Origin of the sequence: Chimaeribacter coloradensis (genome assembly GCF_002858715.1) — a bacterium.
Taxonomy (GTDB): Bacteria; Pseudomonadota; Gammaproteobacteria; order Enterobacterales; family Enterobacteriaceae; genus Chimaeribacter; species Chimaeribacter coloradensis.
Genome location: NZ_PJZH01000013.1, coordinates 18,575 through 43,720 on the forward strand (window position 1 = coordinate 18,575; position 25,146 = coordinate 43,720).

21 protein-coding genes and 1 tRNA gene are annotated in these 25,146 nt (G+C 61.8%); 14 read left to right on the forward strand and 8 right to left on the reverse strand.

The annotated features are described in order from the left end of the window. Positions 1-13 precede the first annotated feature (13 nt). Entirely contained in the window at positions 14-940 is a 927-nt protein-coding gene (gene glsB / locus CYR32_RS13170) for a glutaminase B (RefSeq protein ID WP_101825089.1), read from the reverse strand. 340 nt (positions 941-1,280) lie between these two features. Here glsB and nirB point away from each other — a divergent pair, with 340 nt between their 5' ends. From nirB to cysG, 4 genes are read left to right on the forward strand one after another with little or no spacing between them, the layout of a single operon-like run. After that, positions 1,281-3,845, forward strand: coding sequence for a nitrite reductase large subunit NirB (gene nirB / locus CYR32_RS13180; RefSeq protein WP_101825091.1), 2,565 nt, complete (start codon positions 1,281-1,283; stop codon positions 3,843-3,845). Continuing rightward, the gene (nirD, locus tag CYR32_RS13185) at positions 3,842-4,168 is read left to right on the forward strand and encodes a nitrite reductase small subunit NirD (RefSeq protein WP_101825093.1); all 327 of its coding nucleotides are present in this window, start codon (positions 3,842-3,844) and stop codon (positions 4,166-4,168) included. Before nirB ends, nirD begins: the two co-directional genes overlap by 4 nt. Before the next feature lie 57 nt (positions 4,169-4,225). Beyond that, positions 4,226-5,029: a nitrite transporter NirC gene (gene nirC, locus CYR32_RS13190; protein ID WP_101825095.1), complete on the forward strand. Its 804-nt coding sequence runs from the start codon at positions 4,226-4,228 to the stop codon at positions 5,027-5,029. A gap of 10 nt (positions 5,030-5,039) precedes the next feature. After that, the gene (cysG, locus tag CYR32_RS13195) at positions 5,040-6,410 is read left to right on the forward strand and encodes a siroheme synthase CysG (protein WP_101825098.1); all 1,371 of its coding nucleotides are present in this window, start codon (positions 5,040-5,042) and stop codon (positions 6,408-6,410) included. A gap of 54 nt (positions 6,411-6,464) precedes the next feature. Here the strand turns inward: cysG and CYR32_RS13200 are convergent, their stop codons facing one another. Together CYR32_RS13200 and trmB are read right to left on the reverse strand one after the other, a co-directional pair. Continuing rightward, positions 6,465-6,791: a YggL family protein gene (locus CYR32_RS13200; RefSeq protein ID WP_101825101.1), complete on the reverse strand. Its 327-nt coding sequence runs from the start codon at positions 6,789-6,791 to the stop codon at positions 6,465-6,467. Next, positions 6,791-7,510, reverse strand: a complete 720-nt coding sequence (gene trmB, locus CYR32_RS13205; protein ID WP_101825293.1) for a tRNA (guanosine(46)-N7)-methyltransferase TrmB — start codon at positions 7,508-7,510, stop codon at positions 6,791-6,793. Before trmB ends, CYR32_RS13200 begins: the two co-directional genes overlap by 1 nt. A 177-nt stretch (positions 7,511-7,687) precedes the next feature. On the opposite strand from trmB, the gene mutY reads away from it, so the two are divergent. The 3 genes from mutY (at position 7,688) to mltC (ending at position 10,206) form a co-directional block, all read left to right on the forward strand. Then, positions 7,688-8,782: an A/G-specific adenine glycosylase gene (gene mutY, locus CYR32_RS13210; RefSeq protein ID WP_101825103.1), complete on the forward strand. Its 1,095-nt coding sequence runs from the start codon at positions 7,688-7,690 to the stop codon at positions 8,780-8,782. A gap of 2 nt (positions 8,783-8,784) precedes the next feature. Then, positions 8,785-9,057, forward strand: coding sequence for an oxidative damage protection protein (locus CYR32_RS13215; protein ID WP_101825106.1), 273 nt, complete (start codon positions 8,785-8,787; stop codon positions 9,055-9,057). A 66-nt stretch (positions 9,058-9,123) separates the two neighbouring features. Beyond that, complete coding sequence (gene mltC / locus CYR32_RS13220; protein ID WP_101825109.1) at positions 9,124-10,206, forward strand: membrane-bound lytic murein transglycosylase MltC; 1,083 nt, start codon at positions 9,124-9,126, stop codon at positions 10,204-10,206. 74 nt (positions 10,207-10,280) lie between these two features. Here mltC and speF read toward each other — a convergent pair whose 3' ends face one another. Further along, complete coding sequence (gene speF / locus CYR32_RS13225) at positions 10,281-12,443, reverse strand: ornithine decarboxylase SpeF (protein ID WP_101825112.1); 2,163 nt, start codon at positions 12,441-12,443, stop codon at positions 10,281-10,283. Between the two features lie 582 nt (positions 12,444-13,025). Between speF and CYR32_RS13230 the strand changes: the two genes are divergently transcribed. Then, positions 13,026-13,101, forward strand: a tRNA-Phe gene (locus tag CYR32_RS13230). 248 nt (positions 13,102-13,349) lie between these two features. Here the strand turns inward: CYR32_RS13230 and CYR32_RS13240 are convergent. Beyond that, positions 13,350-13,964, reverse strand: a complete 615-nt coding sequence (locus tag CYR32_RS13240; RefSeq protein ID WP_165698241.1) for a hypothetical protein — start codon at positions 13,962-13,964, stop codon at positions 13,350-13,352. 277 nt (positions 13,965-14,241) lie between these two features. Next, entirely contained in the window at positions 14,242-14,442 is a 201-nt protein-coding gene (locus CYR32_RS13245) for a hypothetical protein (RefSeq protein ID WP_175578822.1), read from the reverse strand. A gap of 202 nt (positions 14,443-14,644) precedes the next feature. Between CYR32_RS13245 and yghU the strand changes: the two genes are divergently transcribed. Then, positions 14,645-15,511, forward strand: a complete 867-nt coding sequence (gene yghU / locus CYR32_RS13250; protein ID WP_101825117.1) for a glutathione-dependent disulfide-bond oxidoreductase — start codon at positions 14,645-14,647, stop codon at positions 15,509-15,511. Positions 15,512-15,556: 45 nt separating this feature from the next. On the opposite strand, the gene yghX is transcribed toward yghU, so the two are convergent. Beyond that, a complete protein-coding gene (gene yghX, locus CYR32_RS13255) occupies positions 15,557-16,444 on the reverse strand; it encodes a YghX family hydrolase (protein ID WP_101825121.1) in 888 nt (295 codons plus the stop codon). A 262-nt stretch (positions 16,445-16,706) separates the two neighbouring features. Between yghX and aldA the strand changes: the two genes are divergently transcribed. Next, positions 16,707-18,146 (forward strand): aldehyde dehydrogenase, encoded by a 1,440-nt coding sequence (aldA, locus tag CYR32_RS13260; RefSeq protein ID WP_101825124.1) that lies wholly within the window; start codon positions 16,707-16,709, stop codon positions 18,144-18,146. A 50-nt stretch (positions 18,147-18,196) separates the two neighbouring features. Here the strand turns inward: aldA and CYR32_RS13265 are convergent, their stop codons facing one another. After that, on the reverse strand, positions 18,197-19,471 hold the full coding sequence (locus CYR32_RS13265) for a Glu/Leu/Phe/Val family dehydrogenase (protein ID WP_101825126.1): 1,275 nt from the start codon (positions 19,469-19,471) through the stop codon (positions 18,197-18,199). A gap of 580 nt (positions 19,472-20,051) precedes the next feature. Between CYR32_RS13265 and CYR32_RS13270 the strand changes: the two genes are divergently transcribed. The 4 genes from CYR32_RS13270 to astB are packed head-to-tail and all read left to right on the forward strand — an operon-like array spanning position 20,052 to position 25,138. After that, entirely contained in the window at positions 20,052-21,254 is a 1,203-nt protein-coding gene (locus CYR32_RS13270; RefSeq protein WP_101825129.1) for a bifunctional succinylornithine transaminase/acetylornithine transaminase, read from the forward strand. Between the two features lie 21 nt (positions 21,255-21,275). Then, positions 21,276-22,307 (forward strand): arginine N-succinyltransferase, encoded by a 1,032-nt coding sequence (gene astA / locus CYR32_RS13275; RefSeq protein WP_241523823.1) that lies wholly within the window; start codon positions 21,276-21,278, stop codon positions 22,305-22,307. Further along, the gene (gene astD, locus CYR32_RS13280) at positions 22,304-23,770 is read left to right on the forward strand and encodes a succinylglutamate-semialdehyde dehydrogenase (protein WP_101825134.1); all 1,467 of its coding nucleotides are present in this window, start codon (positions 22,304-22,306) and stop codon (positions 23,768-23,770) included. Before astA ends, astD begins: the two co-directional genes overlap by 4 nt. 24 nt (positions 23,771-23,794) lie before the next feature. Continuing rightward, the gene (gene astB, locus CYR32_RS13285) at positions 23,795-25,138 is read left to right on the forward strand and encodes an N-succinylarginine dihydrolase (protein ID WP_101825137.1); all 1,344 of its coding nucleotides are present in this window, start codon (positions 23,795-23,797) and stop codon (positions 25,136-25,138) included. The last annotated feature ends 8 nt before the right edge of the window (positions 25,139-25,146 follow it).

Genomic DNA, 25,146 nt, shown 5'->3' on the forward strand with positions numbered 1-25,146 from the left:
CTTGGGCGGCAGATTAAAAAATTGAGCGGCCAATCCGCTGCGCCAGTTGTTCTAAGGCAGCGGTGCCGGCCAATGAGTTCCCTGCCGGATCAAGTTCCGGCGACCAGACGGCAATGCACATCTCGTCCGGCACCACGGCGATAATGCCGCCGCCGACGCCGGATTTGGCCGGCATCCCGACGCGGTAGGCAAACTCCCCTGCCCCGTTGTACATGCCGCACGTCACCATCAGCGCATTGATCTGGCGTGCCTGCCGCGGTGACAGCAGCGCCGTCTCCGACGCCAGCGGCCGCCCCTGGTTCGCCAGATAGACGAAGGTACGGGCCAGCTCCCGGCAGTTCATGCGTAAGGCACAGTAATTAAAATAGGTCTGAAGTACGGAAAGTACCTCATTCTCGAAGTTGCCGAAGGACTTCATCAGGTAGGCGATGGCCGCGTTGCGGTCACTGTGGTCGAACTCGGAGCGCGCCACCCGGCTGTCGTAGGCGAGGTCAGGCTGCCCGGCGAGCTGCCGCACCACTTCCAGCATCCGCTGGCGCGGGGCGCTGAGGCGCGTCTGCAACATGTCACACACCACCAGCGCGCCCGGGTTGATGAACGGGTTACGCGGCTTGCCCTGCTCCAGCTCCAGCTGTACCAGTGAGTTAAACGGCAGGCCCGACGGCTCCTTGCCGACGCGCTGCCAGATCTCCTGCTCCTGATAGCGCGTCAGCGCCAGCGTCAGGCTCAGCACTTTGGAGATCGACTGGATGGAGAAGCGCTCCCCGGCGTCCCCCGCTGAATACTCCCGCCCGTCCACGGTACAGATGGCGATCCCCATCCGGTCCGCCGGGACTTCCGCCAGCGCCGGGATGTAGTCCGCGACCTTCCCCTGGCCAATCAGCGGCCTGACCTGCCGTACAATCTCTTCCAACAGGCCGTTGTCCAGCTCTCTCCTCACTTCGGGTGCTCCGCGCACGTTACCTCTCCCCGCCATAAACACGTTCTTTCTCTGCACACCGCCCACCGCGGCCTGCACGCCAGTGGCGGCTATTGTACCTGTGTTCCGGCATCGGGGGCGTTGCTGAATCTTCCTTATTTTTTCTTTTATTCAGATTCCTTTTTTCCGGTTCACTGACTCGTTTCAGCTAAAGAGTAACATTCTTAGCCACTTAGGAAAAAACACGCAAAATCAGCCATATACCCCTTAAGAGTTATCGAACAGCGAACTTGATCTGCATCAATAAGTGCCGTTACCAACGCGTTAAGGTGGGCGCAATAAATAAGAATGTGGGGCAAAAATGAGCAAATTCAGACTCGCTGTCATCGGCAACGGTATGGTCGGGCACCGCTTCATCGAAGAACTGATGGACAAGGCGGCACCGGGCCAGTTTGAGATCACCGTGTTTTGTGAGGAGCCGCGCCGCGCCTACGACCGGGTACATCTCTCCTCTTACTTTTCCCACCATACGGCGGAAGAGCTGTCCCTGGTGCGCGAAGGCTTCTACGAGAAGCACAACGTCCAGGTGCTGGTGGGCGAACGCGCCATCACCATTAACCGCCAGGAGAAGGTGATCCACGCCACCAGCGGCCGCACTGTCTGGTATGACAAACTGATCATGGCGACCGGCTCCTACCCGTGGATCCCGGCGATCCAGGGTGCAGACACGCAGGACTGCTTCGTCTACCGCACCATTGAAGACCTCAACGCCATCGAAGCCTGCGCCCGCCGGAGCAAACGCGGCGCGGTGGTTGGCGGTGGCCTGCTGGGGCTGGAAGCGGCCGGGGCGCTGAAAAACCTCGGCGTCGAGACGCACGTGGTGGAGTTCGCACCGGTGCTGATGGCCGAACAGCTCGACCGCATGGGCGGCGAGCAGCTGCGCCAGAAGATCGAGCGCATGGGCGTGCGGGTGCACACCGGCAAAAACACCCAGCTGATCAGCGATCAGGGCAGTGAGGCGCGCAAAACCATGCAGTTTGCTGACGGCAGCACGCTGGAGGTGGATTTCATCGTCTTCTCTACCGGCATCCGCCCGCAGGACAAACTGGCGCGCCAGTGCGGCCTCGCCACCGGCAAACGCGGCGGCATCATGATCAACGACAGCTGCCAGAGCAGCGACCCGGACGTTTACGCCATCGGCGAATGCGCCGCCTGGAACGACCGGGTCTTCGGGCTGGTGGCACCGGGCTACAAAATGGCGCAGGTGGCGGCTGACCACCTGCTGGGGCGTGACAACGCCTTCAACGGTGCCGACATGAGCGCCAAGCTGAAACTGCTGGGCGTGGATGTCGGCGGCATCGGCGACGCCCACGGCCGTACGCCGGGCGCGCGCAGCTACGTCTACCTCGACGAGAGCAAAGAGATCTACAAACGGCTGGTGGTGAGTGCCGATAACAGCACCCTGCTCGGCGCGGTGCTGGTGGGCGACACCAGTGACTACGGCAACCTGCTGCAACTGGCGCTCAATAAGATCCCGCTGCCGGAGCACCCGGACGCGCTGATCCTGCCGTCTCATGCCGGCAGCGGCAAACCGGCGCTGGGCGTTGACTCCCTGCCGGAAACCGCGCAGATCTGCTCCTGTTTCGACGTCTCGAAAGGGGACATCATGCGCGCGGTACAGGGCGGCTGCCACACCGTGGCGGCGATCAAAGCCGAGACCAAAGCCGGTACCGGCTGCGGCGGCTGCATCCCGCTGGTGACGCAGGTACTGAACGCCGAGCTGAGCAAACAGGGGATCGAGGTTAACCACCACCTGTGTGAACACTTCGCCTATTCACGCCAGGAGCTTTACCACCTGATCCGCGTCGAGGGCATCACCTCCTTTGAGGCGCTGCGCGAGAAATATGGCCAAGGCTACGGCTGTGAAGTCTGCAAACCCACTGTCGGATCGCTGCTGGCCTCCTGCTGGAATGAGTATGTGCTGGCCCCGCAACATACCCCGTTGCAGGACAGCAACGACATCTTCCTCGGCAACATCCAGAAAGACGGCACCTACTCGGTGATCCCGCGCTCGCCGGGCGGTGAGATTACCCCGGAAGGGCTGCTGGCGATTGGCGAGGTGGCGCGCCAATACCACCTCTACACCAAAATCACCGGCTCCCAGCGCATCGCGCTGTTTGGCGCGCAGAAAGATGACCTGCCCGCCATCTGGCAGAAACTGATTGAAGCCGGGTTTGAAACCGGTCACGCCTACGCCAAGGCGCTGCGCATGGCGAAAACCTGCGTCGGCAGCACCTGGTGCCGCTTTGGCGTGGGTGACAGCGTCGGCTTCGGCGTTGAGCTGGAGAACCGCTATAAAGGCATCCGCACCCCGCACAAAATGAAGTTCGGCGTCTCCGGCTGTACCCGCGAATGCGCCGAAGCGCAGGGCAAAGATGTGGGCATCATCGCCACGGAAAAAGGCTGGAACCTCTATGTCTGCGGCAACGGCGGCATGAAGCCGCGCCACGCCGACCTGCTGGCGGCAGATCTCGACCATGACACGCTGGTTCGCTATCTCGACCGCTTCATGATGTTCTACATCCGCACCGCCGATAAATTGCAGCGTACCTCGCTGTGGCTGGAGAGCCTGGAGGGCGGCATCGCTTACCTGCGCAGCGTCATCATCGATGACAAACTCGGCCTGAGCGACCAGCTGGAGGCCGAAATGGCCCGCCTGCGTGAGCGGGTAGTATGCGAATGGCAGGAGACACTGAACCACCCGGAACAGCTGTCGCGCTTTGCGCACTTCATCAACAGCCCGCGGCGTGACCCGAATGTGCAGGTCGTGCCGGAACGTGACCAGCACCGCCCGGCGCGGCCGGAGGAGCGCATCCCGGTGCGGCTGGTCACCACGTCTGAACCGGAAATGGAGGTGAACCCATGAGCCAGTGGACAACCGTCTGCCCGTTAGAGGCGATCCTGCCGGCCACCGGCGTCTGTGCGCTGGTCGGCGAACAGCAGATCGCCCTGTTCCGCCCCTACGCGGATGACCAGCTCTTCGCCCTGAGCAATATCGATCCGTTCGCCCAGGCAAGCGTGCTGTCACGCGGCATTATCGCGGAGCACCAGGGCGAGCTGTGGGTCGCCAGCCCGCTGAAAAAACAGCGTTTCCGCCTGCGTGACGGGCGGTGTCTGGAAGATGAGGCGCATTCCGTCACTGCCTGGCCGGTGCGGGTGCGGGACGGCCTCGTCGAAGTCAGCGCCTGATGAGTGGGGGCCGCCCGGCCCCCTTTTTTATCGTTATACCACCTCTGAGACACCATCATGTTTACCGACACCCTGACGAAATGTGCCGCCAACGCCGCACGCATTGCGCGGCTGGCCAAAGAGACGCCGCTGAGCTTCTGGGTCAGTTCCGCGATGGCCGGGGCCTATGTGGGCCTGGCGATTATTTTGATTTTTACCCTCGGCAACCTGCTGGACCCGTCGGTACGCCCGCTGGTGATGGGGGCCACCTTCGGCATCGCGCTGACGCTGGTGATCATCGCCGGCTCTGAGCTGTTCACCGGCCACACCATGTTCCTGACGCTCGGCGTGAAAGCCGGGACAATCCGCCCCGCACAGATGTGGGCCATCCTGCCGCAGACCTGGCTGGGCAACCTGCTCGGCTCGGTGTTCGTCGCCCTGCTCTACCACTGGGGCGGCGGCAGTCTGCTGCCGACGGAATCGAGCCTGCTGCACACCGCCGCGCTGGCGAAAACCACCGCCCCGGCGATGGTGCTGTTCTTTAAAGGTGCGCTCTGTAACTGGCTGGTCTGCCTGGCGATCTGGATGGCGCTGCGCACCGAGGGCGCGGCGAAGTTCATCGCCATCTGGTGGTGTCTGCTGGCCTTTATCGCCTCCGGTTACGAGCACTCGGTGGCAAACATGACGCTGTTCGCCCTCTCCTGGTTCGGCCACCACAGCGAGGCGTATACGCTCTCCGGTATCGGCCACAACCTGCTGTGGGTGACGCTCGGCAATACCCTCTCCGGCGCGGTGTTTATGGGGCTGGGTTACTGGTACGCCACCCCGCGCGCACAACGCCCGCAACCGGCCACCACTGCTGCCACCCGCCGCATCGCCTGAGGGCCACCCTATGGATTACCTGCCGATTTTCTGCCGGTTACAACAGCGCGCCTGCCTGCTGGTAGGCGGGGGCGAGGTCGCGGAGCGCAAGGCGCGCCTGCTGATGGAGGCGGGGGCGCAGCTCACCGTCTGCGCCCTGCATTTCACCCCGCAATTTCACCTGTGGGCGGAGCAGCGGGCGCTGACGCTGGCCCCACAGCCGTTTGACCCGGCGCTGCTGGCGGATAAGTGGCTGGTGATCGCCGCGACGGATGACCCGGCTGTGAACCAGCAGGTCAGTGACGCCGCCGAGGCGCAGCGCATCTTCTGCAACATAGTGGATGCACCGCAACAGGCGGGCTTTATCATGCCGTCGATCATCGACCGTTCACCGCTGATGGCGGCGGTCTCCTCCGGCGGGCGCGCGCCGGTACTGGCGCGGTTACTGCGCGAGAAGCTGGAGGCGCTGCTGCCGCAGCATCTGGGCGACCTGGCGGCGCTGGCAGGCAGTTTGCGTCAGCGGGTGAAACAGCGCTGGAAAAGCCAGGGCGAGCGGCGGCACTTCTGGGAGAAGCTGTTTGACCACCTGCCGCTGGCGCACGCCGTGGCGGCGCAGGCGCATGAGCGCACCGCGCAGCTCGTCGAGACCCTGTTCAGTGAGCCGCTGGACCACCACGGCGAAGTGGTGCTGGTGGGCGCGGGGCCGGGCGACGCCGGGCTGCTGACGCTTAAGGGCTTGCAGCAGCTCCAGCGGGCGGACATCGTGGTTTATGACCGGCTGGTCTCCGATGAGATGATGAACCTGGTGCGGCGCGACGCAGAGCGCATCTTCGTCGGCAAGCGTGCCGGTTACCACTGTGTGCCGCAGGAGGAGATTAACCAGATCCTGCTGGCGCAGGCGCGGCGCGGCAAACGGGTGGTGCGGCTGAAAGGCGGCGATCCGTTCATCTTCGGGCGCGGCGGCGAGGAGCTGGAGACCCTCTGCGACACCGGCATCCCCTTCTCGGTGGTGCCCGGCATCACTGCTGCGTCCGGCTGCGCGGCCTACAGCGGCATCCCGCTCACCCACCGCGACTACGCGCAGAGCGTGCGGCTGGTCACTGGCCACCTGAAAAAAGAGGGCGAGCCGGACTGGGCGACGCTGGCCGCCGGGCAGCAGACGCTGGTGTTTTATATGGGGTTGTCACAGGCCCCGGCGATCCAGCAGCAGCTGATGGCGCACGGCATGCGCGGCACGATGCCGGTGGCGCTGGTGGAGAACGGCACCTCAGTGAAACAAAAGGTGGTCAGCGGTGAGCTGCGCGATCTGGCGGCGCTGGCGCAGCAGGTCAGCAGCCCGAGCCTGATCATCGTCGGCCGGGTGGTGGCGCTGCGTGAGCGGCTGAACTGGTTCCTTCCCTGAGCGGGAAACGCCCATAAAAAAAGCGCCTTGCGGCGCTTTTTTGCAGGCGGGAACTTATTCCCACCAGATGTCGAACAGCTCACTGACCACCACGTCGGTCATGTTGTGCTGCTCCAGCCAGCTTTTCACCCGCTGGCGGTGTTCGTCGGTGCAGTGGCCGATCTTCTGCAGGCATACCAGCCCTTCCCACTGCAGGTAGCCGCCACCGTCAAAGGCCAGGCCGTTCGGCTCAATCACTTCATTGATGAAGGTGTCGAGAGTGGCATCGATGGTTTCAACCGGGGTCTCGTCCGGGAACGTCCATTTCACCGAGAAGCCCAGCTCCTGGAACTCGTCGATATGTAACTTTTTGCGCAAACGGCGGCTGCGTTGTGTGGCCATTACTTTGTCCTCTCAAACATAAGATCCCATACGCCGTGGCCGAGACGGTGGCCACGCGCTTCGAATTTGGTCAGCGGGCGCGACTCCGGGCGCGGGACGTAGTCACCGCTTTCGGAGACGTTCTTATAACCGGCGATCTGGTTCATCACGTCCAGCATATGCTCCGCGTAGGCTTCCCAGTCGGTCGCCATGTGGAACACGCCGCCCCGCTTCAGCTTGCGCAGCACCAGGTCAGCAAAGGGCACCTGCACGATGCGGCGCTTGTTGTGGCGCGCCTTGTGCCACGGGTCCGGGAAGAAGAGCTGCACCATGGTCAGCGAGTTATCCGGGATCATATTCTCCAGCACTTCCACCGCGTCATGGCACATCACGCGCAGGTTGCTGACCCCGGCTTCGTGGGCAGTGCCGAGGCAGGCCCCGACGCCCGGCGTGTGCACTTCAATGCCGAGGAAGTTCTGGTGCGGGTTGGTCTGTGCCATGGTGACCAGCGAGGCCCCCATGCCGAAGCCAATCTCCAGCACCGTGGGCGCTTCGCGGCCAAACAGCGTCTCCAGGCTGATCGGCGACGTCTGGTACTCCACGCCCATTACCGGCCAGAAGTTATCCAGCGCAAATTGCTGCCCTTTGGTCAGGCGGCCCTGGCGGCGGACAAAGCTGCGGATGCGGCGCAGCGGGCGGCCGTTTTCATCGAATTCCGGCGAGATGACGTCATTAATCATAGTGCGTTTCGTCTGTTTGGCGGTGAATAAGGAAAGGCGCATTATCCAAAGATACCCTGCTTTAGCAAGCGCCGCGTTGTATTGGGGCCGTTTAGCCGGAAAGTTCCGGTTTACTCAGGCTGGGGACTGTGCTGGAATCGCAGGCTACTCTTTTTCTGATAACAACCGAACCCGCCTATGATGGAAGCGCAACAATTCGCGCACCTGGTGCTTGACTGGTACCAACGCTGCGGCCGCAAAACCCTGCCGTGGCAGCTTGAGAAAACCCCCTACAAAGTATGGCTCTCTGAAGTGATGTTGCAACAGACCCAGGTTGCCACCGTGATCCCCTATTTTGAGCGCTTTATGGCCCGCTTCCCGGATGTGCAGGCGCTGGCCGCCGCGCCGCTGGATGAGGTGCTGCACCTCTGGACGGGGCTGGGCTACTACGCCCGCGCGCGTAACCTGCATAAGGCGGCGCAGAAAGTAGTGGCGGAGCATGGCGGCGTCTTCCCGACGACGTTTGACGCAGTGGCAGACCTGCCCGGCGTCGGGCGCTCCACTGCCGGGGCGGTGTTGTCCCTCTCCCTGGGCCAGCACCACCCGATCCTCGACGGCAACGTCAAGCGGGTGCTGGCGCGCTGCTACGCCGTGTCCGGCTGGCCGGGTGAGAAAAAAGTCGAAAACCGCCTGTGGCAACTCAGTGAACAGGTGACCCCAGCCGACGGCGTGCAGCAGTTCAACCAGGCGATGATGGACCTCGGCGCGATGGTTTGCACCCGCTCAAAACCCAAATGCGAACTCTGCCCGCTGAACCGCGGCTGTGAGGCCTACGCCCACCACAGCTGGGCGGAGTACCCCGGCAAGAAGCCGAAGAAAGTGCTGCCGGTGCGCACCGGCTGGATGGCGCTGGTTGAGCACCAGGGCAGCGTCTGGCTGGAGAAGCGCCCGCCCTCCGGGCTGTGGGGCGGCCTCTACGGCTTCCCGCAGTTTGAGGATGAGGCCGCGCTGGGTGCCTGGCTTACCGGGCACGGTTTACAGGGCGCGCCGCGCGAGCAGCTGATCGCCTTTCGCCATACATTCAGCCACTTCCACCTGGATATTGTGCCGGTGCAGATAAGCAGCCCATCGGCACCGGGCGGCATGGATGCCGGCTCCGGTCTCTGGTATAACTTAGCGCGGCCGCCGTCGGTCGGGCTGGCCGCCCCGGTGGAGCGCCTGCTGGCCCAGTTGGCCCGGCACGTTCCCACACAGCAACCCCTATTCGGCCATCGCGCCGCGGATGAGGAATAAGCATGAGCAGAACCATCTATTGCACCTTTTTACAACGCGATGCCGAAGGGCAGGATTTCCAGCTCTACCCGGGTGAACTGGGCAAGCGCATCTATAACGAAATTTCCAAAGAGGCCTGGTCGCAGTGGCTGACCAAGCAGACCATGCTGATTAACGAGAAAAAACTCAGCATGATGAATGTGGCTGACCGCAAATTGCTGGAGCAGGAGATGGTGAAATTCCTGTTCGAAGGGCATGACGTCCACATTGAAGGCTATACGCCACCGGGCGAGTAACGCCGGGGCAGACCTTTTTCGGGGCTGGATTGGCCCTGCTTCTTTCATCACGACACGGCATTTAAGATGAAGAAAATGTTAGCGCTGCTGGTCATTGCGCCTTTGCTGGTTTCCTGTTCCAGCGACAAGAAAAGCGATGCGTTTAGCGAAGCCTTTGTAAAAGATACCAACGGGTTCGATATTCTGATGGGGCAGTTTGCCAATAACATCGAGAATATCTGGGGGATGAACGAAGTCCTGATTGCCGGGCCGAAGGACTACGTTAAATATTCGGATCAGTACCAGACCCGCAGCCACATCAACTTTGACAGCGGTACCATCACCATTGAGACCATCGCCGGCACCGATCCGGCGGCGCACCTGCGCCAGGCGATCATCACCACGCTGCTGATCGGTGAAGACCCGGACGGCGTGGATCTCTACTCCGACGCCAACGACATCCAGATCAGCAAAGAGCCACTGCTCTACGGCCAGGTACTGGACAACAACGGCGAGCCGATCCGCTGGGAGTGGCGCGCCGCGCACTTTGCCGACTACCTGTTGCAGACCCGTTTGCAGAAACGCGAATCGGGCCTGCATGTGATCTACTCGGTCACCATCCAGCTGGTGCCGAACCACCTCGATAAACGTGCCCACAAATACCTGCCGATGGTGCGTAAAGCCGCGGCGAAGTATGGCGTGGACTCGTCGCTGATCCTGGCGATCATGCAGACCGAATCGAGCTTCAACCCCTACGCCGTGAGTAACTCCGACGCGCTGGGGCTGATGCAGGTGGTGCAGCACTCCGCCGGCGTGGACGTGTTTAAAATGCAGGGCAAATGGGGCAAACCGAGCCGTAACTACCTGTTTGACCCGGAGAACAACATCGACACCGGCACCGCCTACCTGTCGATTTTGCAGAACAGCTACCTGGGCGGCATCAGCAACCCGACCTCACGCCGTTACGCGGTGATCACCGCCTACAACGGCGGCGCAGGCAGCGTGCTGCGCGTCTTCTCCAGCGACAAGGCGCGGGCGTTCAACATCATCAACAGCATGGCACCGGGCGATGTCTACACCACCCTGACCACCAAACACCCGTCGGGCGAATCGCGCCGTTACCTTTACAAGGTCAACACCGCGCAGAAGAGCTACCGTCGCGGCGGCTAAAAAGCGGTGTTGTGATAAAAACTGACCCGATAAAAAACCCGCCTCGGCGGGTTTTTTTATTGTCAGCAGAGAGATCAGTGCGTCAGCACGTAGCCCATAATGCGCTTCCAGCCTTCCGGCTTCTTCTCCACATAGACGCCCTGCAACTCCGGCGAGAAGCCCGGCAGCCGGTTGATGCCCTCTTCCAGCGCCATAAAGTAACGCTGCACCGCCCCGCCCCACACTTCACCCGGCACCACGCAGAGCACGCCCGGCGGGTACGGCAATGCACCCTCTACCGCCACCCGCCCTTCCGCCTCGCCGATCGGAATCAGCTCTGCGTTATCGCGGATGAATTCGTTGTGCGCGTCCTGGGTGTTCATCATTACCTGCGGGAAATGCGCCTGGCGGAACATCTCTTTCTGCAACTGTTTCACATCAAAACTGACGTAGAGATCGTGCATCTCCTGGCAGAGTTGGCGCAGGGTGTAACCCCGGTAACGCGCTTCGTTTTTGCGGTAGACCGTCGGCAGTACCTCTTCCAGCGGCGCATCCTCCTGCACATAACGCTCGAAACGGGCAATCTCCTCCACCAGCTGCACCATCTTGGCCTCGCTCTCCGCCGGGGTGAGCAGGAACAGGATCGAGTTGAGATCGCACTTCTCCGGCACGATCCCGTTCTCACGCAGGTAGTTGGCCAGGATCGTCGCCGGGATGCCGAAACCGGTGTAGTTGCCGGTCGCCGCGTCGATGCCCGGCGTGGTCAGCAGCAGTTTGCACGGGTCGACAAAATACTGGTGCTCGGCATACCCCTCAAAGCCGTGCCAGCGCTCGCCCGGCACAAAGTCGAAGAAGCGCACATCATTCGCCATCTGCTCTGTGTCGTGATCCTGCCAGGGTTTACCGTCCACCACCGGCGGCACAAAGGGTTGGATCATCGAACAGCGGTTGAGCAGCATTTTACGCGCCTCAATGCCGGTTTTGACACAGGCCAGCCACATAGGCCGGCCGCTGCCGTTGGCGTGCATCCGGGCGTTGACATCCAGCGCGGCAAACAGCGGGTAGAACGGGCTGGTCGAGGCGTGCAGCATAAAGGCGTTGTTAAGCTTTTTATGGCTGACGTGGCGCTTCTGCCCTTTGATGTGGTTATCTTTTTTATGGATCTGCGACGTCTGCGAGAACCCGGCCTGCTGCTTATGCACCGACTGGGTGACGATGATGCCCGGGTCGTTCTCGCCCAGTTCCAGCAGCAGCGGCGAGCACTGCTGCATCATCGGGATGAACTGCTCATAGCCGACCCATGCCGAGTCAAACAGGATGTAGTCACACAGGTGGCCGATCTTCTCCACCACCTGGCGGGCGTTATAAATGGTGCCGTCATAGGTGCCGAGCTGGATAATCGCCAGCCGGAACGGGCGCGCCTCACCGGCACGCTGCGGGGCAACCCGCGCGATCTCCCGGCGCAGGTAGGCTTCGTCAAAGCAGTGCGCATCAATACCGCCGATAAAGCCGAACGGGTTGCGCGCCGTCTCCAGGTAGACCGGCGTCGCCCCGGCCTGGATCAGCGCGCCGTGGTGGTTGGATTTATGGTTGTTGCGGTCAAACAGCACCAGGTCGCCGCGCGTCAGCAGGGCATTGCAGACCACTTTGTTGGCCGCCGAGGTGCCGTTCAGCACAAAATAGGTTTTATCGGCGCTGAAGACTTTCGCCGCGTGCTTCTGCGCATCTTTGGCGCTGCCCTCGTGGATCAGCAGGTCGCCGAGCTTCACGTCCGCGTTACACATATCGGCACGGAAGACGTTCTCACCGAAGAACTCATAGAACTGGCGGCCGGCCGGGTGGCGGCGGAAGAACTCACCGCCCTGGTGGCCGGGGCAGGCGAAGGTCGAGTTCTGCATCTCAACATACTTTTTCAGCGTGTCGAAAAACGGCGGGAACAGCGCGGCTTCATAGGCGGCCGCGGCGGCTTCCAGTTGCGCGCCGTAGAACGCCTGGTTGGCATCCGACAGGGAGAAAACGCCCTTGAGGTGCGGCAGGTAGTCGGGCGACACCGCCTCGTCCCCGCTGACGGCCACAAACGCCGGGATGGCAAAGCCGGTCTGCTGAACCGCCTCCAGCCGCCCGGCGCGCAGGTCGTCGGCGGAGACCACGATGGCGGCCACCTCGGTGTAGTCGGCGCTCTCCAGCGCGATGACGTCACGCGGGGTATCCAGACGTGCGGCCACGCCGGCGCTTGCTGCTATTTTCAATGATTTCATCTGCAACTCTCAAACGGTTAAGGATGAGGGGGTGCCACATCGGCACGGCAATGGGACAGGGCAAATACGCCCTCTCCCGGCAATGTGATAGACCCGGCGGCCAGGGTTAACACCGGCCCGGGCACAGGGCCGGGCGCAGGCATAAACTGGGAACAGCACCGTCGATAGACATCAGTAAAACCAGAGGAAGGCTCTGTTTTTAATCATGCCCAACAGCGTGCACAGGGTAGCTTCACCGCATGGTGGGGGCAGACAAGGGGGTAACACGGCAAAGGATCGGGCAGGAGGAACGCGCCGGGCGCAGCCGGGCAGGCATCAAAGGGGCGGCGACGGGGGCCGCGCGGCAGCACCGGGCGGTGCGATGTGATAAGCCTGTCATGCCGCAACCCTCATAAGCTGTCGCGTAAAACGGAAGTCAAAATTTGCGCAATCATGGCATTTTTCCCCAGGGGGTTCAAGCCACAATTCCCGCCCCGGCCCGCCCTGCCCGCAGCGGGTTTGCTGTAAAAATCGGCGCTTGAACCACAAACCGGGAAAAAGCCGTTGACGCCTCCCGGCCAATACGGTTTAATGCGCCCCGTTGCCCGGATAGCTCAGTCGGTAGAGCAGGGGATTGAAAATCCCCGTGTCCTTGGTTCGATTCCGAGTCCGGGCACCACTATTTAAAGAACCCGCCCAAAAGGCGGGTTTTTGCTTTTCTGCGTCCGGACTCTCTATCGAACGACGTTCGATTATTCGGGCTTCGCCCTCACCCCTCCGGGGCCAGCGCGACAAGCGCGCTGTGCAACACGCCTGCGGCGTGTTGTCCGAGTCCGGGCACCACTATTTAAAGAACCCGCCCAAAAGGCGGGTTTTTGCTTTTCTGCATCCGGACTCTTCATCGAACGGCGTTTGGTTACCTTGCCCTTATGCAGGTATGGGTAACTCTTTTATCAGGGAGAGTACTTGCTGATGCTGCGCCATCCACTCGGCAGTAATAGGGCACCTCAGACGAATCAGTTGATTAATCACCTGATAATCAACATAAAGATCCCTGGAAAAAATGGGTTCATGATGCGCAATACGGTTTCGTAATTTACGCACTCTTTCAAGTTCATCATAGATAAATTGCCTCTGCTGATTAATACCCAGGGATGAATCACCATAAGGGAAAATAACAGGCAAGTACCTGTTCCAGAGACGTTCGTCATTACGCCGGGTAAACAGTTTCTGCCAGAATGCGAATTTTAACTCCGGAATGACCTTGCCGGTGGTTTGTTGGTTTCTGCGCGCATTAAATAAATCTTTGCGCTGGCTATATCCTATTGCGGGATCAGGCAGGCTTCGCTCAAAGCCGGGTGACCATGGCCACCGTTCCCCATATTGCGCTTCAAGCGCATCGGCCACCGCATTCCTGACCACAACTTCGCAAAGGTGCAACGGTGCCAGAAAAGCGGCCGAAACCAACGCATTCCAGGCATAGAGTTCTAAAGCCAGACGGCGGTCAGGGTTTCCCTCAAATACTTTTTCATAAGTACTCATCCGGGAATGCGTTAAAGCCCGTTTTATCGCCTGTACAGCCTCTTCCGTTGACGCCATAACGAGTTATGTCCTAAGATTGTGTCACTAGCCACGGGACTTGTTGGCGGACGCCTCCCCCTGTGGACAGATGAAGGTTTAGAAAGCCCACTTTTTGAGTGGGCTTTTTATTTTACCTGCCTTTTATTGCCTTACACAACAAGGTATTGCTGCATCACTTTATGCTGAGCATCTTCTTCAGAAAACCCGCCTTATGGCGGGTTTTTGCTTTTCTGCCCCCTCACCCAAATACCCTTCGGCCGATGTGGTACGCGGCGTCGAGGTACGCATCCGGCGTTCCCAGCTCTTCCATCAGCAGCAGTTCAGCGGTGATCACCGGCGCGCCGCAGTAGTCGAAAATTCCGTGGGAAATCTGGGCGTGCAGGGCGTCGGCGTAGCCATGTTTTTCGTAGGTGCGCTGGCCGGAGGCGCCCAGCATCACCAGGTGTACCGGCAGGTGGCCGAGCTTTTTGACGATCTTCTCTTCAGGCGTGACATCATAGGCCCAGCCGTGCCCCCTGAAGGCCTCTGCCCGGTGGGGGCTTTGGCTTTTTCTGCCTTATCCCTGCCGCCCCCTTCCCTCCTGCCACCTTTCCGCGCCATTATCGTTATCCCTATTGCTCAGCAGAAGGCAGACCAACAACATGTCAGACACTCACTACCAACCCCCGAAAGTCTGGACCTGGCAACAACAGGAAGGCGGCACGTTCTCGAACATCAACCGTCCGGTGGCCGGGCCAACCCACGACAAAACGCTGCCGGTGGGTAAACACCCGTTGCAGCTCTACTCGCTGGGCACCCCGAACGGCCAGAAAGTGACGATCCTGCTGGAAGAGCTGCTGGCGCTGGGCGTCAGCGGCGCGGAGTATGACGCGCACCTGATCCGCATCAACGAAGGCGACCAGTTCTCCAGCGGCTTTGTGGCGGTGAACCCGAACTCCAAAATCCCGGCCCTCTCTGACCACTCCGGCACCACGCCGGTACGGGTGTTTGAGTCGGGCGCGATCCTGCTCTATCTGGCGGAAAAGTTCGGGCATTTCATCCCGGAAGATCACGCAGCCCGCGCCGAAACCCTGAACTGGCTGTTCTGGCTGCAAGGCTCCGCGCCCTATCTGGGCGGCGGTCTCGGCCACTTCTATAACTATGCGCCGGTGAAAATTGAGTATGCGATCAACCGCTTCACCATGGAGGCCAAACGCCAGCTCGATGTGCTGAACCGGCAACTGGCGGAGCATCGCTTTATCGCCGGGGAGGAGTACTCCATTGCCGACATCGCTGTCTGGCCGTGGTACGGCTGCCTGGTGAAAGGGTCGCTGTATAATGCCGCCGAGTTCCTGGATGTGAGCGCTTACCCGCATGTGCTGCGCTGGGCGGATGAGGTGGCAGAGCGCCCGGCCGTGAAGCGCGGCCGCATCGTCAACCGTACCTGGGGCGAGCCGTCTGAGCAGCTGCATGAGCGCCACGACGCGTCCGATTTTGAACTGCGTACCGAAGACAAGCGTAACCCGTAATCTGCGCCTGCATTAAGGGGGCCGGTGCTGCACCGGCCCCCTTTTTTACGCCAGGTACTTTTTGAACCAGTCGATCGTCCTGCTCCAGGCCAGCTCCGCGGCGGCTTTGTCATAACGCGGCGTGGAATCGTTATGGAAACCGTGGTTCACCCCGGGGTACACGTAGCCCTGATAGGTTTTATGGTTGGCTTTCAGCGCCGCCTCATAAGCGGGCCAGCCCTCGTTGATGCGCGAATCCAGCTCGCCGAAGTGCAGCAGCAACGGGGCTTTGATGCGCGGCACATCCTCGGTTTTCGGCTGGCGGCCATAGAACGGCACCGCCGCCCCCAGCTCCGGGTAGGCCACCGCCGCCGCATTCGCCACCCCGCCGCCGTAACAGAACCCGGTAATGCCCACTTTGCCGGTGGTCGCCTCGTGGTGCATCAGGAACTCTATCGCCGCGAAAAAGTCATTCATCAATTTGGTGGGGTCGACCTGCTGTTGCAGTTCGCGGCCTTTCTCATCATTGCCGGGGTAACCGCCGACGGCGCTTAAGCCGTCCGGTGCCAGCGCGATAAACCCGGCCTTCGCCACGCGCCGCGCCACATCTTCGATATAGGGGTTCAGCCCCCGGTTCTCATGCACCACCACCACCGCCGGCACTTTGCCGCTGACGTTGGCCGGTTTGACGAAATAGCCCCTGACGCTGCCGTGCCCGTTGGGTGACGGGTAGTGGATGTACTCGGGCAGAATCGCCGGGTCGGTAAACTCCACCTGCTGTGCAAAGGCGTAGTTAGGCGTCAGCAGCGTCCCCAGCGCCACGGCGGACAGGCCTCCCACCACAAATTTCGACGCCAGATCGAGAAACTCGCGTTTGCTGATCTTGCCGTGCACATAGAAATCAAAGTATTCGAGCAGTTCAGGCGGGAAATCTTTTGCAGTCAGTCTGGTCATGGCAGGCCCTTTTAATGGTCAGTGATGAGAAGAGATGGCGCGTTTTTCCTCTGTTGTACCTGTGTTCTTTCCCCTGTTCCTCCCCATGTTGTAAATCTGCTACGCCGGTCATGCCGATCTGCGGTTTTTTGCCACCTGTGGCAGGCAAATGGCAGCCAGATGAAGGTGATTTCCCGTTGGGTGCGTCATGTTGGCAACCAAATAACAGAAACCTCTCTGTTTATTAACACGACGATAAAATATTGGTTACGGAGATCCTGCCATGTCCCCAGTTCAGCAACAGATGTACATCAACGGCCAGTTTGTGGAGAACCGCAGCGATAAGTGGATTGAGGTGATCAACCCGGCCACCGAAGAGGTGCTCTCGCGGGTGCCGGAAGGCAGCGCCGAGGATGCGCGCCGCGCCATCGATGCGGCCGAGGCGGCCCAGCCGGGCTGGGAAGCGCTGCCTGCGGTGGAGCGCGGCAACTGGCTGATCAAGATCGCCGCCGGCATCCGCCGCCGCGAGCCGGAACTCACCGCCACCATCGTGGCCGAGGGCGGCAAAACCCAGGCGCTGGCACAGACCGAAGTGCTGTTCACCGCCGACTACCTGGAGTACATGGCCGGGTGGGCGCGCCGTTATGAAGGGGAGATCGTGCAGAGCGACCGCCCGAATGAAAATATCCTGGTGTTCAAGAAAGCGATTGGTGTCACCACCGGCATCCTGCCGTGGAACTTCCCGTTCTTCCTGATCGCCCGCAAAGCGGCCCCGGCGCTGGTCACCGGTAACACCATCGTGATCAAACCCAGCGAACTGACGCCGAATAATGCGGTGATCTTCGCCGAAATCGTCGATGAAGTGGGCTTACCGGCCGGGGTGTTTAACGTGGTCACTGGCTACGGCCCGGTGGTCGGGCAGGAGCTGGCCGCCAACCCGAAAGTGGGCATGGTCAGCCTCACCGGCAGCGTCAACGCCGGCATCGCCACCATGCAGGCGGCGGCCAACAACGTCACCAAAGTCTCGCTGGAGCTGGGCGGCAAAGCCCCGGCCATCGTGATGAACGACGCAGACCTCGATCTGGCGGTGAAAGCGATTGTCAGCTCCCGCGTGATCAACACCGGGCAGGTCTGTAACTGCGCCGAGCGCCTCTATGTGCAGGAAGGGGTATATGACGAGTTCGTCACGCGCCTGACCGAGGCGTTCCGCCAGGTGAAAGTGGGCGACCCGGCCGAGCAGGCAACGCTGGACATGGGGCCGCTGATCACCCGGGCGGCGCTGGAGCGTGTGGAGCAAAAAGTGGCGAACGCCGTGGAACAGGGCGCAAAAGTGGAGATTGGCGGCAAACGCATCGGCGACCGCGGCTTCTTCTATGAGCCGACGCTGCTGACCAACGTGCGCGCGGATATGGCGGTGATGAAAGAGGAAACTTTCGGGCCGGTGCTGCCGGTGATGGCCTTCTCCACGCTGGACGAGGCGATCGCGCTGGCGAATGACAGCGAATATGGCCTGACGTCGTCGATCTTCACCCGTGACCTGAACGTCACCATGAAGGCGCTAAAAGGGCTGAAGTTCGGCGAAACCTACGTCAACCGTGAGAACTTTGAAGCGATGCAGGGGTTCCATGCGGGCTGGCGTAAATCCGGGGTGGGCGGCGCGGATGGCCGTCACGGGCTGGAAGAGTACCTGCAAACCCACGTCGCTTATCTGCAATATGAATAACCGGGGATAAGTGACTGCACGGGCGGCCCTGCCGCCCGTGCTGCGGCGGCTTACCCGGGGTAAATACCGCGATCTTTACGCGCCATCAGAATGCGTTCACAGGCCACGATGTAGGCGGCAGTGCGCAGGCTGCACCCCTTCTCTACGGCCTTGTCCCAGACGTGGACCATTGCGTCGGTCATGATCTTGTCCATGCGCACGTTGATCTCCTCTTCACTCCAGAAGAAGCTGGCCATGTCCTGCACCCACTCAAAGTAACTCACGGTCACGCCGCCGGCGTTACAGATCACGTCCGGCACCACGGTCACGCCGCGCGCTTTCAGGATGTCATCCGCTTCCGGGTAGGTCGGGCCGTTCGCCCCTTCCAGCACCAGTTTGCAGCGCAGTTTCTCCGCACGCTCGCGGGTGATCTGCCCTTCCAGCGCGGCCGGGATGAAGATGTCCATCTCCACGTCCCAGAAGGCGTCGCTGTCGATCGTTTTCGCCCCCGGGAAGCCGGCGATCTGTTTGTGCGCGAGTTGCCAGTCGCTCAGGGCGTGCAGGTCAATGCCGCCGGCGTTGAACAGGGTCGCGGTATGGTCCTGCACCGCCACCACCCACGAACCGGCTTCCACAAACAGCCGTGCCGCTTCGCTGCCGACGTTACCGAAGCCCTGCACCGCGACGTTCGCCCCTTCAATGCCGATGCCCGCACGGCGCGCCACCTCTTTGCCGGTGACAAACACACCGCGGCCGGTGGCCTTCTCACGCCCCAGCGAGCCGCCCAGGTGGATTGGCTTGCCGGTGACCACGCCGGTGATGGTGGTGCCGTGGTTCATGGAGTAGGTGTCCATCATCCACGCCATGACTTTCGGGTTGGTGCCGACGTCCGGCGCGGGGATGTCCTTCTGCGGCCCGATAATCAGCCCGATCTCGCTGGTGTAACGGCGCGTCAGGCGCTCCAGTTCACCGTCAGAGAGGGCGAACGGATCGACGCGGATGCCGCCCTTCGCGCCGCCGTACGGCAGGTTCACCGCCGCACATTTGATGGTCATCCAGGCGGAGAGCGCCATCACTTCATTCAGATCGACATCCGGATGGTAGCGGATGCCGCCCTTGCCCGGCCCGCGTGACAGGTTGTGCTGAACGCGGAAACCTTCGAAGTGGCGGATGGTGCCGTCATCCATTTGCAGCGGGATGTCGACAATCAACGCGCGTTTGGGGTGGCGCAGGGTATCAATCCAGCGTGACAGGTCGCCGAGGTAGGGTGCGACGCGATCAATTTGTTGCAGGTAAGTGGACCAGGCCGATGTGCTGCTTTCAGACACGTAAGAGAGCTTTTCCATGACAAACCTTTTTTAAACAAAGTTATTTGTATTGTTAAACCGTGGAAGTGACCTGCATATCACTATGCGCCTTCACTCTAGCACCAAAAAATTATTGGGAAATGGTTAATTCAGGCGCGGAATTTTTTTCGGCCGCATTATTTAAACAACGTAATGAATAATTAATTAGCTTTTTCGGCCCCTATAGGGAAAGCATTTTTATGCATTTTTTATGCACTCAAAGTGCATAAGATTTGAATTTTTCCTATTTATCAGAAGCTTGAATGTGATCAAAAAGTGAATATTTTGACGGCAAGTGTGTTGACAATGTTATGGCGCACGGCCAGCATTGAGGTCAATCACTGACCGGCCCTCCGCCGTTCCATTGCGATAATCCGGGAGAAAACCCCTTCATTTTTATCATGTTAATCATGTAAGGCCGCCCCACACCTGCTGAAAGGTGCTGAGGCAAATGTTAAGAAAAAGTTTCCAGCCAGACACCTGTGCCCCCCTGACGTCATCGGGGCGGAATGGCCCTGCTCTCTGAGCATGGGCCGACAGAATGGCGCGGCCTGCACACTTATTATTGGGAGAGGATGTTATGGCAGAGAAAATTACACGCGACTGGTTTGATCGTTATATGGTTCCCTGTTTTGCCCCCGCGCCGTTTATTCCCGTCAGGGCTGCCGGTTCGCGCGTCTGGGACCAGTCAGGTAAAGAATATATCGACCTGGCCGGGGGGATTGCCGTCAACTCCCTGGGCCATGCCAATGCCAATCTCGCCGCCGCCCTCGCGGAACAGGCGGGGAAACTCTGGCACATCGGCAATGGCTACACCAACGAGCCGGTGCTGCGGCTGGCGAAACGGCTGGTCGACGCCACTTTTGCCGACAAAGTCTTCTTCTGTAACTCCGGTGCAGAGGCCAACGAGGCGGCGCTGAAGCTGGCACGCAAATATGCCCATGACCGCCACGGCGCGCACAAGCAGGAGATCATCGCCTTCACCAACTCCTTCCACGGCCGCACGCTGTTTACCGTCACGGTCGGCGGCCAGCCGAAATACTCCGCTGATTACGCCCCGCTGCCGCCGGGCGTTACCCACCTGCCCTACAACGATCTTAACGCGGTGGAGAATCATATCTCCGATAAAACCTGCGCGATCATTGTCGAGCCGATTGTCGGCGAAGGCGGTGTGATCCCGGCTGACCCGGCGTTCCTGGCCGGGCTGCGCACGCTGTGTGACCGGCACCAGGCGACGCTGATTTTCGATGAGGTGCAGACCGGTGCCGGGCGTACCGGCGCGCTGTACGCCTACCAAACCTACGGCGTGGAGCCGGACATCCTCACCAGCGCCAAAGGGCTGGGCGGCGGTTTCCCGATCGGCGCGATGCTGGCGAAAGAGGCGTGGGCGCAGGTGTTCCAGCCCGGCACCCACGGCACCACCTTCGGCGGCAACCCGCTGGCGGCCACAGTGGCGGACAAGGTGCTGTCACTGCTGGATGACGAATTATTGCAGGGGGTGCGTGAGCGCCACGACATCATTGTCAGCCACCTGGAGCAGCTCAACGCGCGTCACGGCGTGTTCAGTGCGGTGCGCGGCAAGGGGCTGCTGATTGGCGCGGCGCTGGCGGAGCGCTGGCGCGGCAAGGCCAAGACGCTGACCAACCTGGCTGCCGAAGAGGGGCTGATTGCGCTGATCGCCGGGCCGGACGTGCTGCGTTTCGCCCCGGCGCTGGACATCAGCACGGAAGAGCTGGAAACAGGCTTTGCCCGGCTGGAACGCGCCGTTGCCCGTTTTGTGTGAGACGTTGAGGAGCCTGCCATGATGCTGTTTCGCCCGGTCAGAGAGACTGACCTGAACGATATTCTCGACCTCTCCGCCCGCGCGGGCGTGGGGTTGACCTCACTGCCGAATAACCCCGACCGCCTGCGCGCGCGCATTGCGCGCAGCGTTGAAACCTTCGCCGGGCTGCGCCCCAAATCCCAGCAGGGGTTTTTGTTTGTGCTGGAAGATACGGCCCTGGCGAAAGTGGTCGGCGTCAGCGCCATTGAGGTGGCGGTGGGGCTGGATGAGCCGTTCTATAACTTCCGCATCCAGCGCACGGTGCGCGCCTCCCGGGAGCTGGGCGTCTATAAAAACCTCGACACCCTCTACCTGAGCTATGACCACACCGGCCACAGCGAGCTGTGCACCCTGTTCCTCGACCCGGCCTACCAGCGTAACCGCAACGGGCTGTTTCTCTCCAAGGCGCGTTTCCTGTTTATCGCCGCCTTCCGGGCGCTTTTCTCCTCGCACCTGTTTGCTGAGCTGCGCGGCGTGGTGGACAACGGCGGCCGCTCCGCCTTCTGGGACGCGCTCGGCCACCACTTTTTCGAGATCCCGTTCGCCGAGGCGGACTACCTTACCGGCATCGGCTCCAAAACCTTTATCGCCGAGCTGATGCCCTCCTACCCGATCTACATCTCACTGCTGCCGGAACCGGCGCAGCAGGTGATCGGCCAGGTACATCCGCAGACCGCCCCGGCGCGTGCCATCCTGGAGCGCGAGGGGCTGACCTGGCGCGGCTCGGTGGACATCTTTGACGCCGGGCCGGTGCTGGAGGGCGAGACGGATGCCCTGCGCGCAGTGCGCACCAGCCGCGTGCTGCCGGTGCGCCACGGTGACCCGGCCGCCTCCGGTGACACCCTCTGCATTGTCGCCAACCAGCACTTTGAGGATTTCCGCGCCCTGCTGATTGAGGCCGATGCCACTACCCCGACGCTGGATCTTACCGGCCCGATGATTGACGCGCTGCACCTGGCTGAAGGCGATAACGCCCGGCTGGTCAGCCTGCTGCCTGAGGAACTGCCCGCATGACGCACGCTGCACACTTTATCCAGGGTAACTGGCAACCGGGCAGCGGCCCGCGTTTCAGCAAGTTCTCCCCTAATGACCAACAGGTGCTCTGGCAGGCGCACAGCGCCGGGGCGAAAGAGGTGCAGGCCGCCTGCCGCGCCGCCCGCGAGGCGTTTTACGGCTGGTCACACCGCCCGGCCGCCCAGCGCATCGCCATCATTGAACGCTTCGCCGCGCTGCTGGCTGACCATAAAGAGGCGCTGGCGCGGCTGATCAGCCAGGAGACCAGCAAGCCGCTGTGGGAGACGCGCACCGAGGTACAGGCGATGATCGGCAAAGCCGCCATCTCCGTGGACGCCTGGCAGCGCCGCACCGGCGAGAGCGAAACCGCGATGGCGGACGGCAAAGCGCTGCTGCGCCACAAGCCGCACGGCGTGATGGCGGTGTTCGGCCCCTATAACTTCCCCGGCCACCTGCCCAACGGCCACATCATCCCGGCGCTGATCGCCGGCAATACGCTGGTGTTCAAACCGAGTGAGCTGACCCCGGCCACCGCCGAGCTGACGGTGCGGCTGTGGCAGGAGGCGGGCCTGCCGGACGGCGTGCTGAACCTGATCCAGGGCGGCAAAGAGACCGGCAAAGCGCTGCTGGAAGACGCGGAAATCGACGGCGTGCTGTTTACCGGCAGCGCGGCGGCCGGGTTCCACTTCCACCGCTACCTGGCCGGCCAGCCGGAGAAAATGCTGGCGCTGGAGATGGGCGGCAACAACGCGCTGATCGTCGACAGCGTCGAAAACCAGGATGCGGCCGTGCACCTGATTATCCAGTCCGCCTTTATCTCTGCCGGGCAGCGCTGCACCTGCGCCCGCCGCCTGCTGGTGAAGGCGGGGCCGGAGGGCGACGCGCTGATCGCCCGGCTGGTGGAGGTGAGCCGCCGGATCGAGGTCGGTCACTGGAACGCGGAGCCGCAGCCGTTTATCGGCGGGGTGATCTCGTTGCAGGCGGCGGAGTCGATGTTGCAGGCGCAACAGCAGTTGCAGGCGCTCGGCGGCCATTCGCTGCTGGAGATGACCCAGCCGGACGCCAACGCCACGCTGCTGACGCCGGGGATCATCGAGGTCACCGGCATTGAGGTGCCGGATGAGGAGTACTTCGGCCCGCTGCTGTCGGTGTCGCGCTACACCACCTTTGAGGAGGCGATCCGGATCGCCAACGCCACCCGTTACGGGCTGGCGATCGGCCTGATCTCACCCGATCCGGCCCGTTTCGCCCAACTGGCGGATGACGCCCGCGCCGGGATTGTGAACTGGAACAAACCGCTGACCGGTGCCTCCAGCAATGCGCCGTTCGGCGGCATCGGCGCTTCCGGCAACCACCGGCCGAGCGCCTATTACGCCGCTGACTACTGCGCCTGGCCGATGGCCTCGCTGGTCACCGATTCCCCGGCGCTGCCGGAGACCCTGAACCCCGGCCTGAAATTCTGATCCGCCACCACGCAGAGGGTAGTTATGTCTGGTTATGAAGCAAATTTTGATGGCCTGGTCGGCCCGACCCACCACTATGCCGGCCTCTCCGTCGGGAATGAGGCGTCGCTGAACAATAAAGATGGCGTCTCCAACCCGCGCAAGGCGGCGTTGCAGGGGCTGGAGAAGATGAAAGCGCTGGCGGATGCCGGGTTTGTACAGGGCGTGTTGCCGCCCCACCCGCGCCCGAACGTCGCCGCCCTGCGGGCGCTCGGCTTCAGCGGCAGCGATGAGCAGATGCTGCAACAGGCGGCCGCCTACTCGCCGCAACTGCTCTCGACGCTCGGTTCCGCCTCGGCGATGTGGACGGCCAACGCCGCCACCGTGTCGCCGTCGGCAGACAGCGCGGACGGCCGCGTGCATTTCACCGTCGCCAACCTGAACAACAAGCTGCACCGGTCGCTGGAAGCGCCGACCACCTCGGCGATCCTGCGTGCCACCTTTGCCGATGAAGCGCACTTCTGCCACCACCACGCCCTGCCGCAGCACGGCGATTTCGGTGATGAGGGCGCGGCCAACCACAACCGTTTTGGCGGTGACTACGCGACGCCGGGCATACAGATGTTTGTCTATGGCCGCCGCGCTTTCGGCGCCGGCCTGCAACCGCAGCGCTACCCGGCGCGCCAGACGCGCGAAGCGAGTGAGGCGGTGGCGCGGCTGCACCAGCTCAACCCGGAACGGACGCTGTTTGTCCAGCAGCACCCGGCCGCCATCGACAGCGGCGTGTTCCACAATGACGTGATCGCCGTCAGCAATAAAAACGTGCTGTTCCACCACCAGCGGGCGTTTGTCGACCAGCCTGCGGTGCTGGGCGCGCTGCGCGACAACATGGCGGCGCTGGGGCATGACTTCATCAGCCTGGAGGTGCCGGAGTCGCGCGTCAGCCTGGCGGACGCGGTGGCCTCTTACCTGTTCAACAGCCAGTTACTGAGCAAGCCGGACGGCAAAATGCTGCTGGTGGTGCCGGAGGAGTGCCGCCAGCGGGAGAACGTCTGGGATTACCTGAATGCGCTGACCACGGCACCCGGCTCGCCGGTCAATGAGGTGCGGGTGTTTGACCTGCGCGAGAGCATGCGCAACGGCGGCGGCCCGGCCTGTTTGCGGTTGCGGGTGGTGCTGAACGAGGCGGAACGCGCCGCCGTGAACCCCGGCAGCCTGCTGGATGAGACGCTCTACCAGCGGCTGACGGCGTGGGTCGGCAAGCACTACCGCGACCGGCTGCACCCCGGCGACATGGCTGACCCGCAACTGCTGCGCGAGGTCTATGTGGCGCTGGATGAGCTGTCGCAGATCCTGCGCCTCGGTGCCGTTTATGATTTCCAGCGCTGAGGGGGCAA